At 54.0% G+C, this 20,714-nt stretch carries 19 protein-coding genes and 2 pseudogenes; 17 read left to right on the plus strand and 4 right to left on the minus strand.

What is annotated here, in order from left to right; genetic code table 11:
* Positions 1-22: 22 nt before the first annotated feature.
* Positions 23-1,168, minus strand: a complete 1,146-nt coding sequence (gene pdxB, locus ACN0UH_RS15200) for a 4-phosphoerythronate dehydrogenase PdxB (protein ID WP_417662846.1) — start codon at positions 1,166-1,168, stop codon at positions 23-25.
* 190 nt (positions 1,169-1,358) lie between these two features.
* On the opposite strand from pdxB, the gene ACN0UH_RS15205 reads away from it, so the two are divergent.
* Positions 1,359-2,753, plus strand: a complete 1,395-nt coding sequence (locus ACN0UH_RS15205) for an MATE family efflux transporter (RefSeq protein WP_417662847.1) — start codon at positions 1,359-1,361, stop codon at positions 2,751-2,753.
* 34 nt (positions 2,754-2,787) lie between these two features.
* Here ACN0UH_RS15205 and tusA read toward each other — a convergent pair whose 3' ends face one another.
* Positions 2,788-3,039: a sulfurtransferase TusA gene (tusA, locus tag ACN0UH_RS15210; protein ID WP_417662848.1), complete on the minus strand. Its 252-nt coding sequence runs from the start codon at positions 3,037-3,039 to the stop codon at positions 2,788-2,790.
* 65 nt (positions 3,040-3,104) lie between these two features.
* Positions 3,105-4,160 (minus strand): 23S rRNA (cytidine(2498)-2'-O)-methyltransferase RlmM, encoded by a 1,056-nt coding sequence (rlmM, locus tag ACN0UH_RS15215; protein ID WP_417662849.1) that lies wholly within the window; start codon positions 4,158-4,160, stop codon positions 3,105-3,107.
* A 325-nt stretch (positions 4,161-4,485) separates the two neighbouring features.
* Here rlmM and acnA point away from each other — a divergent pair, with 325 nt between their 5' ends.
* The 7 genes and pseudogenes from acnA (at position 4,486) to ACN0UH_RS15250 (ending at position 11,155) form a co-directional block, all read left to right on the plus strand.
* Complete coding sequence (gene acnA, locus ACN0UH_RS15220) at positions 4,486-7,230, plus strand: aconitate hydratase AcnA (RefSeq protein ID WP_417662850.1); 2,745 nt, start codon at positions 4,486-4,488, stop codon at positions 7,228-7,230.
* A 172-nt stretch (positions 7,231-7,402) separates the two neighbouring features.
* A pseudogene (locus ACN0UH_RS15225) lies at positions 7,403-7,681 on the plus strand (PAS domain-containing protein); the annotation flags it as partial.
* A 201-nt stretch (positions 7,682-7,882) separates the two neighbouring features.
* A complete protein-coding gene (locus tag ACN0UH_RS15230; protein WP_417662865.1) occupies positions 7,883-8,968 on the plus strand; it encodes a methyl-accepting chemotaxis protein in 1,086 nt (361 codons plus the stop codon).
* 171 nt (positions 8,969-9,139) lie between these two features.
* The gene (locus ACN0UH_RS15235; protein WP_417662866.1) at positions 9,140-9,424 is read left to right on the plus strand and encodes a DHCW motif cupin fold protein; all 285 of its coding nucleotides are present in this window, start codon (positions 9,140-9,142) and stop codon (positions 9,422-9,424) included.
* Positions 9,425-9,559: 135 nt separating this feature from the next.
* Entirely contained in the window at positions 9,560-10,132 is a 573-nt protein-coding gene (locus ACN0UH_RS15240; RefSeq protein ID WP_417662851.1) for a hypothetical protein, read from the plus strand.
* Between the two features lie 110 nt (positions 10,133-10,242).
* Positions 10,243-10,632, plus strand: a pseudogene (locus ACN0UH_RS15245) (VOC family protein).
* Positions 10,633-10,717: 85 nt separating this feature from the next.
* Entirely contained in the window at positions 10,718-11,155 is a 438-nt protein-coding gene (locus ACN0UH_RS15250) for a hypothetical protein (RefSeq protein WP_417662852.1), read from the plus strand.
* Here ACN0UH_RS15250 and ACN0UH_RS15255 read toward each other — a convergent pair.
* Entirely contained in the window at positions 11,148-11,831 is a 684-nt protein-coding gene (locus ACN0UH_RS15255) for an alpha/beta family hydrolase (RefSeq protein WP_417662853.1), read from the minus strand. The two genes, ACN0UH_RS15250 and ACN0UH_RS15255, sit on opposite strands and share 8 nt — an antisense overlap.
* 530 nt (positions 11,832-12,361) lie before the next feature.
* Between ACN0UH_RS15255 and ccoN the strand changes: the two genes are divergently transcribed.
* From ccoN to ACN0UH_RS15300, 9 genes are all read left to right on the plus strand, one after another.
* A complete protein-coding gene (gene ccoN, locus ACN0UH_RS15260) occupies positions 12,362-13,804 on the plus strand; it encodes a cytochrome-c oxidase, cbb3-type subunit I (RefSeq protein WP_417662854.1) in 1,443 nt (480 codons plus the stop codon).
* Positions 13,804-14,412 carry a cytochrome-c oxidase, cbb3-type subunit II gene (gene ccoO / locus ACN0UH_RS15265; protein ID WP_417662855.1) on the plus strand — a complete coding sequence of 203 codons (609 nt, stop codon included), beginning with the start codon at positions 13,804-13,806 and terminating at the stop codon, positions 14,410-14,412. The genes ccoN and ccoO overlap by 1 nt, the downstream gene beginning before the upstream one ends.
* Before the next feature lie 6 nt (positions 14,413-14,418).
* Entirely contained in the window at positions 14,419-14,604 is a 186-nt protein-coding gene (locus tag ACN0UH_RS15270; protein ID WP_417662856.1) for a cbb3-type cytochrome oxidase subunit 3, read from the plus strand.
* The gene (gene ccoP, locus ACN0UH_RS15275; protein ID WP_417662857.1) at positions 14,601-15,599 is read left to right on the plus strand and encodes a cytochrome-c oxidase, cbb3-type subunit III; all 999 of its coding nucleotides are present in this window, start codon (positions 14,601-14,603) and stop codon (positions 15,597-15,599) included. The genes ACN0UH_RS15270 and ccoP overlap by 4 nt, the downstream gene beginning before the upstream one ends.
* A gap of 133 nt (positions 15,600-15,732) precedes the next feature.
* Positions 15,733-17,148 carry a cytochrome c oxidase accessory protein CcoG gene (gene ccoG / locus ACN0UH_RS15280; protein WP_417662867.1) on the plus strand — a complete coding sequence of 472 codons (1,416 nt, stop codon included), beginning with the start codon at positions 15,733-15,735 and terminating at the stop codon, positions 17,146-17,148.
* 15 nt (positions 17,149-17,163) lie between these two features.
* Positions 17,164-17,670, plus strand: coding sequence for a FixH family protein (locus ACN0UH_RS15285; protein WP_417662858.1), 507 nt, complete (start codon positions 17,164-17,166; stop codon positions 17,668-17,670).
* A gap of 88 nt (positions 17,671-17,758) precedes the next feature.
* Positions 17,759-20,158 (plus strand): heavy metal translocating P-type ATPase, encoded by a 2,400-nt coding sequence (locus ACN0UH_RS15290; protein ID WP_417662859.1) that lies wholly within the window; start codon positions 17,759-17,761, stop codon positions 20,156-20,158.
* A gap of 26 nt (positions 20,159-20,184) precedes the next feature.
* Positions 20,185-20,391, plus strand: a complete 207-nt coding sequence (gene ccoS, locus ACN0UH_RS15295; protein WP_417662860.1) for a cbb3-type cytochrome oxidase assembly protein CcoS — start codon at positions 20,185-20,187, stop codon at positions 20,389-20,391.
* Positions 20,384-20,714, plus strand: a 331-nt coding sequence (locus tag ACN0UH_RS15300) for a sulfite exporter TauE/SafE family protein (RefSeq protein WP_417662861.1), incomplete at its 3' end; no start/stop codon positions are given. The genes ccoS and ACN0UH_RS15300, both read left to right, overlap by 8 nt.

Consider the following 20,714-nt stretch of genomic DNA (forward strand, 5'->3'; position numbering starts at 1 on the left):
ACTAACCGCGCGCTAAGCCTGCTTAGCGCGCGGTTACGCCGAGTGCATCCAATACCCGTACCTGCGCGGGCGATGGCTGACCATCAAACCCAACCTTGAGCCCTTCGACTTCTCTGCGCACAGGATAATTCTTGCGCAGCGCATCGAAAGCTGTACGCTGCTGCACGTTATCGCTAACCAGACTACGACGAAAATCTGCATCATCCCGGCGTGGGTCGTATACCGCACGACAAATACTTGCAATCAGCCAGTCAGTTGGCGCTGATGGGCAAAAGCGCATCTGCGCCAACCAAGGTTCGGGCATTAAATCATCCAGCCGATGTTTCTCGGGTTGCTCTGCAAATTTGCAAAACGCACTGTAGATTTGTGCCGTCCCACGCAATTTACCGTCAAGGCTATAGCCGGCAATATGCGGTGTCGCTATCCGGCACAGTGCAGCCAGTTCAGCATCGACACTTGGCTCGGCCTCCCAAACATCCAACACTGCCTGCAAATCCTTACGTTGCTCTAACAGTTGACGCAGTGCCAAGTTATCAATCACCGGACCACGGCTGGCATTGATCATCCATGCGCCCCGCTGTAACTGAGACAGATTTTCAGCATTGAGCAGGTGATGGGTTGGATGCTCGCCTGTTTTATTCAGCGGTGTATGCAGGCTGATCACATCACAGTCGCTGATGATCTGCTTCAAACTGACAAAATCCCCACCTTCAATAGCCTGTCGCGGCGGATCACAGACCAATACCGTCCAGCCAAAGCCTTGTAGCACGGTCTGTAGACGATGGCCGACCTGCCCCGCACCGACAATGCCGTAGGTGCGTTTTGAGAGATCAACCGCCTGGTCTTCGGCAAGCACCAGCAAGCTCGACAATACATAATCAACAACGCCACGCGCGTTGCAACCCGGCGCACTGGACCAAGCGATTTCGGCCTGCTGGAAATAATCAAGATCAAGGTGGTCGGTGCCGATGGTGCAAGTGCCAACGAACCTTACCCGACTGGCTTGCAGCAACCGTTGATTGACCTGTGTGACAGAGCGCACCAACAGCACATCGGCGTCGGCCACAGCTGCCGAATCAATTGAACGTCCAGGCAAGCGCGTGATCGAGCCAAAGTCGGCAAAAAACTCATCAAGCAAGGGTATATTTTCGTCTGCAACAATTCGCATGGCATGGCTCCACGAGACAAGCCTTTAGTCTAACAGCAAGGTGCGTACAGTTATCTGCAGAGGCTGCGCAAATCTATTGCAGCACGGCAAATGCAACAAACGCTGAACAACTTATTGAAACAGCTGATTACGGCCTTTCCTGACTGAAAGGTCAGAGCGTATACTGCGCGGTTTTACGAGAGCATCAGCTATGCCTGTCACCTCAGTCGCTGCAACACGAGCTCAACGGGTAAGCCGTGAACTTCGTAGCTTGCTGATGCTCGCCACGCCAATCATCATCGCCCAACTGGCGCACACAGCCATGGGTTTCGTCGACACCTTGATGGCCGGACGCGTAGGCCCGCACGACTTGGCGGCCGTGGCATTGGGCAACTCGATTTGGGTACCGGTTTTCCTGCTAATGACGGGGATTTTGCTGGCAACCACACCCAAAGTCGCCCAGCGTTATGGCGCCGGTGACGAATCCAGCATCGGCCCATTGGTACGCCAGGCTCTGTGGCTGGCGGTGGTGGTCGGCGGCGCTGCAGCGGCGCTGCTCTGGAATGCCGAAATCGTGCTGCACAGCATGAACGTTGAGCCCGACTTGATCGAACCATCGATGGGCTATCTGCGCGCAGTGGCTTGTGGCTTTCCTGCGGTAGCGCTTTATCACGTGCTGCGCTGTTTCAGTGACGGTCTTGGGCATACCCGGCCCAGCATGGTGATTGGCATCTTCGGGCTGATGCTCAACATTCCGCTCAACTACATTTTCATCTACGGCAAGTTCGGCTTACCGGCCATGGGTGGCGTCGGCTGTGGTTGGGCGACCGGCCTGGTCATGACCTTTATGTTTGTGTGCATGCTGGTATGGGTCAAGTGGGCGTCCTTTTACAAATCAAGCGAGCTGTTTAAGCGCTTTGAGTGGCCGCAGTGGTCGGTCATCAAACGCCTGCTTTCAATTGGCTTGCCGATAGGCATCGCGGTTTTCGCTGAATCGAGTATTTTTGCGGTGATCGCCCTGTTGATCGGCGGTCTTGGTGCAACAGTGGTTGCAGGTCACCAGATTGCCCTGAACTTCAGCTCGCTGGTGTTTATGATTCCTTACTCACTGGGCATGGCGGCTACTGTTCGCGTCGGTCAGGCGCTGGGACGGCATGACCCGCGTGGCGCGCGCTTCGCCGCTGGTGTCAGTATGGCGACAGCGCTGGTCTATGCATGTTGCTCGGCCACCTTGATCCTGCTGCTGCGCGAACAGATCGTCAGCATCTACACACCTGACCCGACTGTAATTGCGCTGGCATCAATGCTGATTGTCTACGCCGCACTGTTCCAACTGTCGGATGCGATTCAGGTCACCGCCGCAGGCGCGCTGCGCGGCTACCAGGACACTCGCGTCACCATGCTGCTGACTCTATTTGCCTATTGGGGGATTGGCCTGCCGGTTGGGTATGCCTTGGGCTTATCTAACTGGTTGGGCGAACCGTCCGGACCACAGGGGCTGTGGCAAGGTTTGGTGGTGGGTTTAACCTGCGCCGCCGTGATGCTGGCCGTACGCCTGAGCCGCAGTGCGCGCAAATATATTCGCCTATCTAAACAGGCTGGATAACGATCAACGTGCCAGCTTGGTTGCCGACCTGCATTCAATCAAGCTTGGTGCGAATCCAGTACAGGTAAGCGCCCGCTTCTTCGGCTTGATCGAGCAAGTCATGGCCAAGAAACACACAGAACTTGGGCACGTCGCGACGCGTTGAAGGGTCTGTCGCAATCACTTTCAGCAAGCTACCAGCCTGCAAATCGCGCACTTTGTTGTGCAGCATCATCACAGGCTCTGGGCAATTCAGCCCGCTGGCATCAAGCACCGCATCAGGCGTGAGATTTTTTGGGTCAGACATCTAAACACTCCAAATATATGCCGCTATTGTCGCGCAAAGCTGACCCCAAGGTCACCTACTTGTAACTACTTGCTTAGACGACGAAGATAACAAGTCACCTCTTCACGGTCGTGATAGAGCTGCTTGCAGGCAATCGATACCTTGATACGCCGCTCGGCAAAACCGGCCTCCATTCTATCGAGTAGCTTACGTACCTCGGCATAGCGCTGCTTCATGGGCAGTTTGAGATTGACCACCGCCTCGCGGCACAGACCTTCACCGATCCAGGTTTCCAGCAATGCTGCGTTGCGTGCGGGCTTTTCAACAATATCGCAGACCATCCAATCCACCGGCTGACGTGGCTTGTAGGTAAAGCCATCGGCCATCAAGTGTTGAACCAAGCCGGTATCCATCAGGCTTTGCGCCATTGGCCCGTTGTCAATTGCAGTCACCAGCATGCCCCGCCTGACCAATTGATAGGTCCAGCCACCCGGCGCGGCGCCCAGGTCAACACCGGTCATGTCACCATTTAGACGCTCATCCCACTCGTCACGCGGAATAAAGGTGTGCCAGGCTTCTTCAAGTTTCAAGGTCGAGCGACTTGGCGCTTCACGCGGGAACTTGAGTCGCGGAATACCCATCGGCCAGATAGCGCTGTTGTTCGCCTCGGCCAAGCCCACAAACACCTCGCGACCGCTTTTAAACGTCAGCAACAAGCGCGGCTTGCCCGGCTGATCAATCAATTTGCCCGCCTTGCTCAAGGCTTTACGCAGCGGCACTTCAAACTTCTTGCAGAAATTCGACAGTTCCTTGCCGTCATTGGTGTCGAGCACTTCGAGCCAGACACTGCCGCAGACCGGAAAGTCTTGCAGATGCTCAAGCAAAACGCTGATGCGATCCGTTTCAGGCAGGTCAATAAATACCCCACGCGCCCATTGCCGAGGGAATATCAGCTGTTTGAAACGCACAGCCTGCATCAGCCGCTCGGCACCGCCTTCTTCCGTGCAGACGAACTCCGCACAGGCACTGCTGGCTTTAGCCTTGGCGTAGCCTGCGACTTGCAGGTTGGCAGCATGCTCGCTGATTTCAGAACAGACTTCGTTTTCAAATCCGGGGCGGCAATGCAGTAACAAAGTATTCATCGGGGGTTCTCCTCAAGGCGCGCATGATAGCGAACTTGGGAACCTAGGGCTGTAAATCATGTCCAGCTTAGTAACCCATCAAAAAACAACTGCGCTAAAGATCACGCGCGCAAACCCTCCGTACAGACAACGTCACTCATCTGTATGCGTGTCCTTTAGCGGGGTCGAGGTAGTAGCCGCTTGATGTTATCGGCCATGAGTGGCACGGTAAAAATACATTCTATATATGGCAGTGCTCCTCAGTTGCGACTAGCTTTTAAGCCTGCCTGAAGAAAACACAACACGTTCAGCCCGACCAGCCGTGTGGTCATAAAAGGAGCTTTGAATGCCATCCCTAAATAGCCTGAACAGCCGCCAAAGCCTCAAAGTTGGCGACAAAACCTACCAGTACTTCAGTTTGCCCGAAGCGGCTAAATCGCTTGGCAACATCGACAAGCTCCCAATGTCCCTGAAAGTGCTGCTGGAAAACCTGTTGCGCTGGGAAGACGATAAAACCGTCACCGGCGACGACCTCAAGGCAATCGCCGCCTGGCTGGAAAAGCGCAGCTCCGACCGCGAGATCCAATACCGCCCCGCCCGCGTACTGATGCAGGATTTCACCGGCGTTCCAGCCGTGGTCGACCTTGCAGCAATGCGTGACGCCATGAGCAAGGCTGGCGGCGACCCGCAAAAAATCAATCCGCTCTCACCCGTTGACTTGGTCATTGACCACTCGGTGATGGTTGATAAGTTCGGCACAGACAGTGCGTTCACCCAGAACGTTGACATTGAGATGCAGCGCAACGGCGAGCGCTATGAGTTTCTGCGCTGGGGCCAGCATGCATTCGACAATTTCAGTGTGGTGCCGCCAGGCACTGGCATCTGCCACCAGGTAAACCTTGAATACCTGGGCCGTACGGTTTGGACCAAAGAAGAAGACGGTCAAACTTTCGCCTTCCCAGACACTCTGGTCGGTACCGACTCACACACCACCATGATCAACGGTCTCGGTGTATTGGGCTGGGGCGTTGGCGGCATTGAGGCTGAAGCAGCCATGCTTGGCCAGCCGGTTTCAATGCTGATCCCCGAAGTAATCGGCTTCAAACTTACCGGCAAGCTAAAAGAAGGCATCACCGCTACAGACTTGGTACTCACCGTCACCCAAATGCTGCGCAGCAAAGGCGTGGTCGGTAAATTCGTTGAGTTTTACGGTGATGGCCTCGCCGAGCTACCGCTGGCTGATCGTGCAACTATCGCCAACATGGCGCCTGAGTATGGCGCAACCTGTGGTTTCTTCCCGGTAGATGAAATCACCTTGGGCTACCTGCGCCTGTCTGGCCGCCCGGACGATGCCGTGGCGCTGGTCGAGGCCTACTCCAAGGCTCAAGGCCTGTGGCGCGAACAGGGTCAGGAACCCACCTTTACCGACAGCCTGTCACTCGATATGGGCAGCGTGGAAGCCAGCTTGGCTGGCCCTAAACGCCCTCAAGACCGCGTGGCCTTGACCCAGGTGAATAAGGCATTTGACGACTTTGTAGGCTTGCAGCTCAAGCCCAACGGCAAAGAAGAAGGCCGCTTACTCAGTGAGGGCGGTGGCGGCGCAGCTGTTGGCAGCGATCACTCCACAGGTGAAATCGATTATGAGTTTGACGGTCAGTCACACCGCCTGAAAAACGGCGCTGTGGTCATTGCCGCAATCACTTCTTGCACCAACACCTCCAACCCAAGCGTAATGATGGCTGCTGGCCTAGTTGCGAAAAAAGCCGTGGAAAAAGGTTTACAGCGCAAGCCCTGGGTTAAAAGCTCATTGGCTCCAGGCTCTAAAGTGGTTACCGAATACTTCAATGCCGCGGGCCTCACCCAATACTTGGACAAGCTCGGCTTCGACTTGGTTGGCTACGGCTGCACCACCTGCATCGGTAACTCCGGGCCATTGCCGGAGCCGATAGAGAAGGCTATTCAAAGTGCTGATTTAACAGTTGCCTCGGTACTCTCTGGCAACCGTAACTTCGAAGGCCGCGTGCATCCTCTGGTGAAAACCAACTGGCTGGCATCACCACCCTTGGTCGTCGCCTACGCACTAGCTGGCAATGTGCGGATTAATATTGCCGAAGAGTCGTTGGGCGATGATAAAGACGGCAATCCGGTGTACCTCAAGGATATCTGGCCAACCCAGAAAGAAATCAGCGACGCCATTATGAAGGTCGACACCGCCATGTTCCGCAAGGAATACGCTGAGGTATTCAGCGGCGACAAGCAATGGCAGGCGATTAAAGTATCCGAAGACGACACCTACAACTGGCAATCTGACTCAACCTATATCCAACATCCGCCGTTCTTCGAAGGCATTGCCGATGCACCGCCACATATTGGTGACATCAGCAACGCACGCGTACTGGCGTTGCTTGGCGATTCGGTCACCACTGACCACATCTCCCCAGCCGGCAATATCAAAAGTGACAGCCCAGCGGGTCGTTATCTGCGTGAAAAAGGGGTTGAACCTGTTGACTTCAACTCTTATGGCTCGCGTCGTGGCAACCATGAAGTGATGATGCGCGGCACCTTTGCCAACATCCGTATTCGTAATGAAATGCTTGATGGCAGCGAAGGCGGCAACACCCTGCACATTCCAAGCGGCGAGCAATTGTCGATTTACGATGCGGCCATGCGTTATCAGCAAGAAGGCACGCCGCTGGTGGTCATTGCCGGTAAAGAATACGGCACGGGCTCATCCCGTGACTGGGCAGCAAAAGGCACCAACCTTCTCGGGGTAAAAGCGGTGCTAGCGGAGAGTTTTGAACGTATTCACCGCTCCAACCTGGTTGGAATGGGTGTGCTACCGCTGCAGTTCAAGAACGGTCAAGACCGCAAAAATCTTCAACTAACAGGCAAGGAAACCCTGAAAATCACCGGTTTGGATGGCGTTGAAATTCGTCCAATGATGAACCTTATTGTCGAAATCAGTCGCGAGGATAGCAGTAGCGAGCGCATTGAAGTGCTTTGCCGAATCGACACCCTGAACGAAGTTGAGTACTTCAAAGCGGGGGGGATTTTGCATTACGTGCTGCGCCAACTGATTGCCGGGGAATAGCCAGACTAGAGCGCTCGGACATTTAGTAACTGTCCGAGCGCCAGTTCAAACAGGAATAAATTGATTTAAATCAATCAAACTAAAGTTCAGTGACTTTTTTCCCAAATTACCCTCAACTTGCGCCGCCTCAGGCCGATGACATGCAGTATCAACTTCATGGATCTGCCACGTCATGCGCAACAATCAGCCTATTACCCAACGTGAACGCACCTTTCCTGCCGAGCAACGGCTGATATCCACGACTGACCTCAAAGGCCAGATCACTTATTGCAACGAAGCCTTTACCGCAATCAGCGGTTTCTCCGACGCCGAATTAATTCGCGCGCCGCACAATCTTGTGCGTCATCCGGATGTTCCGTCAGCAGTATTTGAACACATGTGGATCACCTTGAAAAAAGGTCGTCCATGGATGGGAATCGTCAAAAACCGCTGCAAAAATGGCGACCATTACTGGGTCAATGCTTATGTCACACCGGTCCTTGAACGCAACCAGGTAGTTGGCTATGAGTCGGTGCGCATCAAACCCACGAGCGAACAGATCAAGCGCGCTGAAAATCTTTACATGCGCATCAACGCAGGCAAGCCTGCGATGTCAGCTGTTGCCAAGCTACAGCCAATAATCGTCGACTGGCTACCGTTTCTACTCGTAGCGATGGTTAGTTGGCTGATTGGTTCTTGGCTGAGCACGTCCATCGGCTTACTGGCTTCGGCGCTGGTTGCGGTACCTGTCGGCGCCCTGGGTTTACGCTGGCAGCAACGTGGTTTCAGACGCCTATTGAGTCTGGCTGAGAAAACCACCTCAGATCCGCTTATCGCGCAAATGTACACCGACACCCAAGGCCCTCTCGGCCAACTTGAAATGTCTGCATTGAGCCAGGAAGCACGCCTCAAAACCTGTTTAACCCGCCTGCAAGACAGCGCCGAGAACCTCACCAAGCAAGCTCGTCAGGCAGACAAACTGGCGCAGAACAGCTCGGCAGGCCTTGAACGTCAACGCCAGGAAACCGAGATGGTCGCCACTGCGGTAAACGAAATGGCAGCCACTACACTCGAAGTTGCGAGCAATGTCGCGCGTACTGCCATTGCTACCCAAGAAGCCAATCGACTGTCCACTGAAGGTCGCGCCATCGCAGCTGAAACTCGCGAAGCCATTCAACGCTTGTCGGTATCGGTCAGCGAAACCGGCGAAACGGTTACTCGCCTGGCCCAGGACAGCAACGAAATCGGCGGCGTGGTTGATGTAATTAAAGGCATTGCCGATCAAACCAACCTATTGGCACTTAACGCCGCCATCGAAGCAGCTCGTGCTGGCGACATGGGGCGTGGCTTTGCCGTCGTGGCCGATGAAGTCCGTTCGCTTGCCCAGCGCACAGCTGAGTCGACCGAGCAAATTCACGGTTTGATCGCCAAACTGCAACGCACTGCAGAAGAGGCCGTAATGACCATGGATATTGGTCGCAAGCAGGCTGACGATGGCGTTGAACGTGTATTAAAAGCTGACGAGGCGCTTTCTGGTATCAGCGACTCCGTAGCCAATATCGCCGATATGGCCGATCAAATAGCTGCCGCCGCTGAAGAACAGAGCGCGGTAGCGGATGAGATCAACCGCAATATCACCACCATCGCCCAACTTTCTGACCAAACTGCAGCTGACGCACAAAGCACCGCGGCACTTAGCCAAGAATTAACCCAAACAGCACAGGGTCAGTATTCCTTGGTCGAGCGCTTCAATCGTTAAGGTCTGTATACGAACATGGCGCGCTGCAACAGGCGCGCCCTACTCGGCTACCTAGACAAAATCATCTAGAGAAACTTAATCAACAGCTGCATTATCGCTGCTTTCAATAAAGTCTAGGACGCACGCGATGAATATCAGCAATATTCCTTTGCTACCACCGACTGGGCGGCGATCGAGCCAACACAGCATGCAGGTGAAACAGGCAGTGCTACTTGGCGCACCAGTCAGTTTGGTGACATCCGCGTGCGCATCGTCGAATACTCAGCAGGCTACTTGGCTGATCACTGGTGCACTAAGGGCCATGTCTTGTTCTGCCTGGAAGGTGAATTGCACACCGAGCTGGCAGATGGCCGTACTTTCACCCTTAAACCAGGCATGAGTTATCAGGTCGCCGACAATGCCGAACCACATCGCTCATCAACACAGACAGGTGCCAAGCTCTTCGTAGTTGATTGAACGCAAAACCTACCCTACATTTAATCCATCAAGGATGTTCATTTGCGCAACCTGCAAATGCACGCCCGTTGCATGTCAATGAAATCAACGGCGTAGGCATTTACGCTGAAACATACATCAGAATCAGGTGTCAGCATGAAGCTTACTTCCACCCGTTTACTCGTTGTGTGCATAGGCTCAGTCATTGCTGGATGCACGTCTTTACCCTCGCCCGAATACACAGTGACCAGCGATGAAAAATTTAACCTGCAAAACGCAGGCATAATCGTCGGCTCGATTGATGACGCGGCCTATGCCGGTGCTGACATTCAATTTCGCGACACCCTGAGTGGCAGCACCTACACCATCACAGACGCGAACGCCTCAGAATTCTCAATGTGGCTACCGGCAGGCACCTATTCGGTATCCGCGATCGGTCCGAGCAAAGCCTGGCTGGGCACTTACAGCCGCCCATTGACATTCAGTGTGAGCAACGGTGCCATCAACTACATTGGTGATGTGTCTTACGGTTGCGTGCAACAAAGCCCTAGCCTTGCCTGGTACGGTCAGCGCTACTGTGGCATTGGCTCAGTCCCTGAACAATGCACCACAGCGCACCCACTCACTTCAATGTGTGTGATCGATAACCAGCAGCAATCAGTAAGCGAATTCAAAGACAACTTCTCGCAATTTGCTGATACCCCTGAAATGTCAGCACTGATGAACTAATCGCCGCAACGCGGTTATGGTTTTGCAGCCGATTTGAACCAGATAGACGGCAGACAGCCAAACAGGCTACATCTGTTCTCGCGAAAGATACCTGTTGAGCACTGCCTTCTATGTTAAAACGCATCCACCACGCTGCCATTATCTGCTCAGACTATCCGCGGTCTAAATATTTCTATACTGAAATCCTCGGCTTGCAGATCATTGCCGAGCATTACCGCCAAGAGCGCCAATCCTACAAGCTCGACCTGGGTTTGAGTGATGGCTCTCAGATAGAGCTTTTCTCGTTTCCCAGCGCCCCTGAACGCCCTTCATATCCAGAAGCCTAGGCCTTGCGACATCTGGCGTTCGAGGTCGATGACGTTGCCCAGGTCAAAGCGCAACTTGAGCAGCAAGGTATAAGCGTTGAGCCCATCCGTATTGATCAATACACACAACGTTGCTTTACCTTCTTCAGCGACCCAGACGGGCTGCCACTCGAGCTCTATCAAGCTGCGCCCTAACAGACTGCGTATCTGTAATTTTTAGCAGGCTTGGCCCTCAGTAGATCGTCGCACCCGCGATAGCTGATCTGACTAAGGAACTAACATGCTTGCGCATCAACCCGCCACCACAGCCCCCCGCTTAAATATTTCGACTCTCGAGGGGGCTATCATTGCGACTCTGGCAATTCTGGCATTTGTTTACTTTGGAGGGGCAGAAGCACTTGGCGCACATCCACGCTGGGGCATGAAAATCGCTTATTTAGCCATTGCCAGCGGACTGCTAATGGCATTCCTGGCTGCGCTAGCCGGGCAGCGCTGGCAATTGCAGCTGATTACATTCAGTACCTTGCTAGTCATCAGCATTGCCATCACCACTTACGGTAAAATCCAGTTTGCGGCCTCTTATGCTGAAGATGATTTTGCAGGAAAACTGTGGTTTTTTGGATGGATCGGAGCATTAGCGGCAAGTTTCAGTATTATTACGGCGGTTGGCGCAAACTATCGCCAGCGTAACAAAGCGATTTCAGCACCCGCTATTTAGCGGTGAGGAATGCTGAAACTTCATTCGCAGCAGACTCGAGATGCTGCGAGTGACTAAACCCTGAGCTTTTTAGCGGTTTGAGATCGTGATCCGCCGCCAACAACCACTTCAGCCTAATCGCCGACGACAAGCTGTAATCTGAGACTGTCTGCCTATTGCCCAGCGCGTCGCGCTCACCCTGAATTATTAATGTACGCACCTGCAACGGCTCAAGGTGTGCAGTTCTTGGCTTCTCAGGCTTACCTGCGGCATAGAACGGGTAGCCTAAACACACCAGCGCATCTGCAACCAACTCATCCGCGACAATACTCGCCATACGTCCGCCCATGGATTTGCCACCAATCGCAACAATACCTTTTGTTTGCTTGCACACCGCGGCATAAACACTTCGCCACTGTTCTAGTAGTTGCTTCTGTGGATTAGGTGGACGACGTTTGCCATCGATGCGCCTAGCGGCCATGTAAGCAAACTCAAAACGCACCACTGCAATGCCCCGCGCCACCAGCAACTGGCTGATCTGCTGCATAAACTCGCTGTCCATCGGCGCACCTGCGCCATGGGCAAGAATCAAGGTGGCGTAACAGCTACCCCGAGGTTTATCCCAAACCAAGGCTGGGCACTGCGCTACGGCGCCGGGTTGATCTTGATCAACATCCGCCATAGAGACTTTATCCATACTTGCTTTCACTGCGGCACCTCTGATTCAGTTGCATGTGCTTTCAATAACGCTGCAGTTAGAAACCAAGGAGCAGCAGAACTTGGCCACAAGGGCCATGTAGTCTTTTATAATCAAAACAGCGAATCCAGTAGTAAACTATACAGATGTCACCCAAAGAGAAGTGGTTGCGGTTGCAGGCTCGTTATAATTGGCTGGCAGCGCGGCGATCTTGGGGCAAATGACCAAGATTCAAAGTGCGACCTGACGTCGCACCCGCCGACCAGCGGCACTCATGCCCACCAAGATGAGCTAATCTTGTTTGCATTCGCCACGTTGCACAACCTATAGGCGATTCCCATCTTTGCGTAACATCAAATGGGTTTAGAGTAGTACTGCTAATAAAGCGTTTTTGAATTGCTCAAAATGCTTTTTAAATGCCTTTAAACCCTGATCGCGTCGGCTTGTAGCGTTGCAATGCCTTACCGCTTTATACATACTTGCGGCCGATTTTTATCCCTAAAAAATCCATTAACCGTGGAACCCCAGCAATGAGCACAGCAATCAGTCCGACTGCTTATAACTACAAGGTGGTCCGCCAATTCGCCGTCATGACGGTAATTTGGGGGGTCATTGGCATGGGCCTAGGCGTTTTCATCGCTTCACAACTTGTGTGGCCTGAACTCAACCTCGGCTTGGAATGGACGACTTTCGGTCGTTTACGCCCTCTGCACACTAACGCGGTGATTTTCGCTTTTGGCGGATGCGCGCTAATGGCAACTTCACTTTATGTGGTGCAGCGCACCAGTCAGGTACGTCTGATTTCTGACTCCTTGGCGTCTTTCGTCTTCTGGGGTTGGCAAGCAGTTATCGTTGCCGCAGTGATTACTCTGCCAATGGGCTACACCAGCTCAAAAGAGTACGCAGAACTGGAATGGCCAATTGACATCCTCCTCGGGATTGTCTGGGTGGCTTACGCAGTTCTGTTCTTCGGCACTATTGTCAAACGCAAGCCAAAGCACATCTATGTTGGTAACTGGTTCTACGGTGCCTTCATCCTGGTGACGGCGATGCTGCACATCGTAAACAGCGCAGAAATGCCTGTGAGCATGTTCAAGTCGTATTCGATGTACTCAGGTGCAACAGACGCCATGATCCAGTGGTGGTACGGCCACAACGCCGTAGGTTTCTTCCTGACCACCGGCTTCCTGGGCATGATGTACTACTTCGTACCCAAGCAGGCTGAGCGTCCGATCTACTCCTACCGCTTGTCTATCGTGCACTTCTGGGCACTGATCACCCTGTACATCTGGGCCGGCCCTCACCACTTGCACTACACCGCTCTGCCGGACTGGGCTCAGTCCCTCGGTATGGCGATGTCGATCATCTTGTTGGCTCCAAGCTGGGGCGGCATGATCAACGGCATGATGAGCCTGTCTGGCGCCTGGCATAAGCTGCGTACCGACCCGATCCTGCGCTTCCTGGTGGTATCGCTGGCGTTCTACGGCATGTCGACCTTTGAAGGCCCGATGATGGCCATCAAGACCGTCAACGCACTGTCTCACTACACTGACTGGACCATCGGTCACGTACACGCTGGTGCACTCGGTTGGGTTGCGATGATCTCTATCGGCTCGCTATATCACTTGCTGCCGAAAGTATTCGGCCGTGAGCAAATGCACAGCATTAGCCTGATCAACGTCCACTTCTGGCTAGCCACTATCGGTACCGTTCTGTACATCGCTTCGATGTGGGTAAACGGCATCACTCAGGGCTTGATGTGGCGCGCAGTGAACGAAGACGGCACCCTGACCTACTCGTTCGTTGAAGCCCTGCAAGCAAGCCATCCTGGCTATGTAGTTCGCGCAATTGGTGGTGGGTTCTTCGTCTTCGGCATGCTGCTGATGGCTTACAACACCTACCGCACCGTGCGTGCCGCCAAGCCGGCTGAGTATGACGCCGCGGCAATGATTCCTGCCGGAGTAGCTCACTGATGAAACACGAAATCATCGAGAAAAATATTGGTTTGATGGCCCTGCTGATGGTGCTTTGCGTCAGCATCGGCGGTCTCACCCAAATCGTACCGTTGTTTTTCCAGGACGTAACTAACGAGCCGGTTGAGGGCCTCAAGCCTTATACCGCACTGCAACTCGAAGGCCGTGATGTTTACATCGCCAATGGCTGTGTCGGTTGCCACTCGCAGATGATCCGCCCATTCCGTGCTGAAACAGAGCGTTATGGTCACTACTCGGTTGCCGGTGAAAGCGTTTGGGATCACCCATTCTTGTGGGGCTCCAAGCGTACCGGTCCTGATCTGGCTCGTGTTGGTGGTCGTTACTCAGATGAATGGCAACGTGCTCACTTGTACAACCCGCGCAACGTAGTGCCTGAGTCAATCATGCCGGCGTTCCCGTTCTTGGTTGAGAATAAGCTCGACGGTAAGGACACTGCGAAGAAGATGGAAGTTATGCGTGGTTTCGGCGTGCCTTATACCGATGAAGATATCGCTGGGGCCAAAGAAGCTGTTAAAGGCAAAACCGAAATGGACGCCATCATTGCGTACCTGCAGGTTCTTGGCACCTCTATCACGAGCAAACGGTAACGCACGATGGAAATCGGGACTATTCGCGGCATAGGCACAGCAGTCGTATTCATCGCCTTCATTGGTCTGTTGCTATGGGCATATAGCAGCAGACGCAAGTCAGAGTTTGACGAAGCTGCCAACCTGCCTTTTGCTGACGAGCCGAAACCAAACGAGCGTGACGAGCAATCTTCCAGGAGCAATAACCAATGACCACTTTCTGGAGTTGGTACGTAACAATACTTTCACTCGGGACTATTTTTGCTTTGACGTGGCTGATCTTCGGCACACGTAAAGGTCAAACTAACGACGAAGCAACCAACGAAACTGTAGGCCACGCCTTCGATGGCATCGAGGAATACGACAACCCACTGCCTAAGTGGTGGTTTATGTTGTTCGTCGGCACTATCGTTTTCGCCCTCGGCTACCTTGCCCTTTACCCTGGTTTGGGTAACTGGAAGGGTCTGCTGCCAGGCTTTGAGTACCTCGACAATGAAGCCAAAACCCCTTTCGCTACCAACATAGAGATCGCGGGTGGCGAGGAGCGTAATGCTGGCTGGACTGGCGTTCACCAGTGGGAAAAAGAGATGGCCAAGGCAGACGCCAAGTACGGTCCGATCTACGCCAAGTACGCAGCAATGCCAATCGAAGATGTGGCTAAAGACGAGCAAGCGCTGAAAATGGGCGGTCGCCTGTTTGCCTCGCATTGCTCGGTTTGCCACGGCTCAGATGCCAAGGGTGCTTACGGCTTCCCTAATCTGACCGACAACGAATGGCGCTGGGGCGGTGCACCTGAAACCATCAAGACCACCATCATGGAAGGTCGTGAAGGCGCAATGCCAGCTCACTTGCCAATCATTGGCGAAGACGGTGTGCATAACGTAGCGGCTTACGTTTTGACCGAACTGGCTGGTCGTAAATTGCCTGAAGGCGCTGAAGCGGATATCGCTGCAGGCCAAAAAGTCTTCAGCACCACTTGCTTTGCTTGCCATGGTGCAGACGGCAAAGGTACACCTGCACTTGGTGCACCGAACCTGACTGACCCGGCAGCGTTCATATACGGCACCAGCTTTGCTCAATTGCAGCAAACCATTCGTTACGGTCGTCACGGCAAAATGCCAACGCAAAAAGACTTCCTCGGTAACGATAAGGTCCACTTGCTCGCAGCTTATGTGTACAGCCTGTCGCACAAACCGGCAGCAGAGTAATACCTTCTTGCCACCGGGCCGCGACGGTCAGTCGCACCCGGTGACAAGAGTCTCAGGCGTACCATAGCGTTATTAGAATGACCACGGTCGGCACGTATCGACTGCGGCACCCCATTTAACCGCTTGGGACGAACTGATGAGCCAGATTCCAGTTAAGAACGTCACCCCTCCTGCCGCAAAAGTACAGTCATCGACTGATCTTTACGCTAGTGCGGAGAAGATATACACCCGCGCCTTTTCCGGCGTTTTCCGCAACCTGCGCAGGGTTGGCGGCGCATTTCTCTTCCTTGTTTATTTCGGCACCGTCTGGCTCAACTGGGATGGTCGCCAAGCCGTCTGGTGGAACCTGCCAGAACGCAAATTTTATATTTTCGGCTCTACCTTCTGGCCACAAGACTTCGTGCTACTTTCGGCACTGTTGATCATTTGTGCCTTTGGTTTATTTTTTATCACGGTATTTGCCGGGCGGGTCTGGTGTGGCTATACCTGCCCGCAAAGCGTATTTACCTGGGTTTTCATGTGGGGCGAAAAAGTCACCGAGGGTGACCGCAACAAGCGCATGAAGCTCGACCAAGCGCCAATGAGTGCTGACAAGTTTTTACGCAAATTGGCCAAGCACAGCATCTGGATTGGCGTATCGCTGGTGACTGCTGTCACCTTTGTCGGCTACTTCAGCCCAATTCGTGAATTGATTCCCGACCTTTTTACATTGAATGCAAGCGGTTGGGCTTTGTTCTGGGTTGGTTTTTTCACAGTTGCCACCTATGGCAACGCTGGCTGGCTGCGTGAGCAAGTGTGCATCTACATGTGCCCTTATGCGCGCTTCCAGAGTGTGATGTTCGACACCGACACCCTGATCGTTTCTTATGACCCGCGCCGCGGCGAAGGCCGTGGTCCACGGAAAAAAGGAGCCGACTACAAAGCTCAGGGCTTAGGCGACTGTATCGACTGCCACATGTGTGTGCAGGTCTGCCCTACCGGTATTGATATCCGCGATGGTTTACAACTCGAATGCATTGGTTGCGCCGCTTGCATCGACGCCTGTGACAGCATCATGGAAAAAATGGATTACCCAAAAGGCTTGATCAGCTACACAACTGAACACAATCTTTCCGGCCAGAAAACCCACTTATTGCGTCCGCGCCTGATAGGCTACGCCGTCGCTCTGGCAGCCATGATGGGCGTATTTGCCTGGGCTGTTGCCAGCCGTCCGCTGGTCGGCCTTGATGTGATCAAGGACCGGGTAATGTTCCGTGAAAATCAGGATGGACACATTGAAAACGTCTACACCTTGAAAATCATGAACAAAGCCCAGCATGACATGACATACAGCATCAGTGCAGACGGTATTGAAGGTATTGAGCTCGAGGGCACAAGCAAGGTCAAGGCTGCTGCCGGTGAAGTCCTCTCGGTGCCGGTTGAGCTTTCAATTGCACCTGAGAAGCTGCCATCCAGCGCCAATAAGATCATGTTCCATGTGCGCTCACTCGAAGACGACAGTATCAATTCCAACGCTGCCAGCCGCTTCAACGGCCCAAGCATTCGCTAACCTGTAGGCAACACAATGACCGAACAAGCAGCAGTCGCCCCTTGGTACAAAAACTTCTGGCCGTGGTTCATTATCGGCCTGCTCAGTTTGTCTGTAGTCCAGGGCAGCCTATTGTTGATTTTCTCAATCCGCAATCCACCCGGGCTGATTTCCGACAACTACTACGAAGTCGGCAAAGGGATTAACCAGTCACTCGAGCGAGAGAATCTGGCTAGGCAGCTTCAGGTCAGCGCTACTATCACCTTCGACAATGAAACTGGCGTAATCGATATGCAACTCAAAGGGCTTACCGGTCCAGCCGTGCTCAAGTTGAACGTAATATCGCCCACCCAGCCTGAACGCGATCGCCATATCACCCTGCAAGCCCAAGGTAACTCTCGCTACACCGGCAACCTTGAAGATGCGCTGCAAGGCCGCCGCTTTGTTGAGTTGATCGGTCAGGAGGGCGGTAAAGATTGGCGGGTGTTCGAAGAAGAAACGCTCGAGCCCGGTAAGCCAATCCGTCTCGGCGACGATAAGTAATCCGACCATGTGCGGCGCAATAACTGCGCCGCCCTGCCCGGCTGGCCTCTCCACAAGCCACCTGTACCAGCATCAAGACATTTGATTAATGGCCAGTCCCACTCCTTGCTATCACTGCGGTTTACCGGTTCCTGCTGGCGGCCACTTCTACGCTGAAATACTCGGCGAAAGCCGCGAAATGTGCTGCCCTGGTTGCCAAGCTGTAGCCGAAGCAATTGTCGCTGGCGGGCTGGAGCACTATTACAAACACCGCAGCGAGTCAGCCACCAACCCGCAAGAGCTACCGCAAGCACTGCCTGATGAGTTGCTGCTGTTTGATCGCGCAGAAGTGCAAGAGCCTTTCGTGCAGCATCAAGGCGATATCAGTGAGACCTGCCTGCTGATTGAAGGCATTAGCTGTGCGGCGTGCGGCTGGCTGATCGAAAAACACCTGCGCGGCATGCCCGGCGTCAATGATGCACGGCTTAATCTGTCCAACCATCGGCTGATTGTGAGCTGGGCAGATAGCCAGATTGCACTGAGCCAATTGCTCAGTGAACTGCGCAAAATTGGTTATGCCGGCCACCCTTGGCAAGCCGACGAGGCGGCCCTGCAACTGGCCAATGACAACCGTAAAGCCATGCGCCAACTGGGTCTCGCCGGTCTACTGTGGTTCCAGGTGATGATGGCAACTATGGCGACGTGGCCAGAATTCAACATCGACCTAAGCCCTGAGCTGCACATAATCTTGCGCTGGGTCAGCCTGTTTTTGACCACGCCGATCATCTTTTACTGTTGTGGTCAGTTCTTCCGTGGCGCACTGCGAGATCTGCGCACCCGTCACCTGACCATGGACGTATCCGTTTCTCTGGCGATTGGCGGTGCTTATGTCGCAGGCATCTGGTCTGCAATCACCGGTAGCGGCGAGTTGTATTTCGACGCAGTAGGCATGTTTGCCTTCTTTCTGCTCGCTGGGCGTTATCTCGAACGGCGCGCCCGTGAACGCACAGCAGCAGCTACCGCACAGCTGGTCAACCTGCTGCCTGCCTCATGTTTGCGTCTCGATGCAAACGGCCAAACCCAGCGTATTTTGCTCAGCGAATTACAGCTCGGCGAGCAGGTACTTGTACAACCGGGAGCATTGATGCCAGCAGATGGCTGCATCATCAGCGGCCAATCCAGTGTCGATGAGTCTGTACTCACTGGGGAATACCTGCCGCAACCACGCGTTGAAGGCGATACCGTCACCGCAGGCACACTCAATGTCGAAGGCCCATTGACCGTTGAAGTGCAAGCTCTTGGTGATGCCACCCGCTTATCGGCAATCGTACGCCTGCTCGAACGTGCCCAAACTGACAAACCGCGCCTTGCCGAGTTGGCAGACCAAGTCTCGCAATGGTTTCTGTTGTTCCTGCTGCTGGCTGCCGCAGTCGTCGGGATCGTTTGGTGGCAAGTTGACCCGTCACGCGCATTTTGGGTGGTGCTTGCCCTACTCGTCGCCACCTGCCCCTGCGCGCTGGCGTTAGCCACACCAACTGCACTCACCGCAGCGACGGGCAGCTTGCACTCACTTGGTGTGTTGCTGACTCGGGGCCATGTGCTCGAAGGTCTCAACCAGATCGATACGGTTATTTTTGATAAAACCGGCACGCTAACGGAAGGCAAGCTCACGCTCAGTGCGATCCATCCGCTAGCAACGATTGATAGCGATAGTTGCCTGGCACTTGCGGCGGCACTGGAGAACCGTTCTGAACACCCGATTGCCAAAGCCTTTGGCCGCGCAACTCAAGCCGCTGAACAAGTCGACAGTTTCCCCGGTCAAGGCTTACAGGGCTCTATTGCGGGTCGACAACTACGCATTGGCCAAGCAGCATTTGTCTGCGAACTAAGCGGCGCAGCGGTCCCACCCATTCCCGGTGAGAACGGTCAATGGTTATTGCTCGGTGATGAGCAAGGGCCGCTGGCCTGGTTTGTACTCGATGATCGCCTGCGCGCTGATGCATCAGACCTGATAACAACCTGCAAGACACGCGGTTGGCAGGTATTGTTGATGTCAGGCGACAGCTCGCCCATGGTTGCGCAGATTGCCGCACAACTCGGTATTGAAGATGCACGTGGCGGCATGACGCCTGACGATAAACTGGCAGCGCTAAATGTCCTTCACCAGAATGGCCGCCGTGTGCTGATGCTCGGTGACGGAGTCAATGATGTTCCAGTACTGGCTGGGTCCGATATCAGTGTGGCCATGGGCAGCGCTACCGATCTGGCTAAGACCAGTGCCGATGCAGTGCTTTTGTCCAATCGTTTGGGTAGCCTGATCGATGCCTTCAAACTGGCCCAGCGCACTCGGCGTATCATCATTGAAAACCTGATCTGGGCCGCGCTGTACAATGGTCTGGTCTTGCCCTTTGCCGCATTCGGCCTGATAACACCTCTGTGGGCGGCGGTGGGCATGTCCATCAGTTCATTACTGGTGGTCTTGAACGCTTTACGCCTTACCCGGCATTAACCGCAAGTTTGCTGCACGGAGTCACCATGCCAGCGCTATACATCTTGATCCCCATTGCTCTGATACTGGTCGCAATTGCGATTTGGGTGTTTTTCTGGGCAGTTGATAGCGGCCAGTATGATGACCTGGATGGGCCGGCCCATAGCATCCTGTTTGATGATGAAGATCCAATGCATAAAGCCGGTGTAGACGAAGCGCAAAAGCATACCAACCAGGATAAAAAGGATGCTTGAGCTTACGCCGCTGCTGGTTTCAGCAGTGATTCTGGGCTTGCTCGGCGGTGGCCACTGCCTGGGGATGTGTGGCGGCTTGATGAGCGCCCTGTCCCTCGCAATTCCCCAAGAACAGCGCAATAAGCGCTTTCGGCTGATGCTTGCTTACAACCTAGGTCGAATCAGCAGCTACACAGTCGCGGGGCTGTTAATCGGACTCGCAGGGGTTGCCGTGGCCTCTAGCCCGGCGGCCATGTTGCTGCGCGTGGCTGCCGGTATCTTGCTGATTTGCATGGGCCTGTACCTGGCTGGCTGGTGGAGTGGCCTTACTCGAATTGAAGCAT

The sequence above is a fragment of the Pseudomonas sp. genome, from assembly GCF_048265905.1.
In the GTDB taxonomy this organism is placed as follows: Bacteria; Pseudomonadota; Gammaproteobacteria; order Pseudomonadales; family Pseudomonadaceae; genus Aquipseudomonas.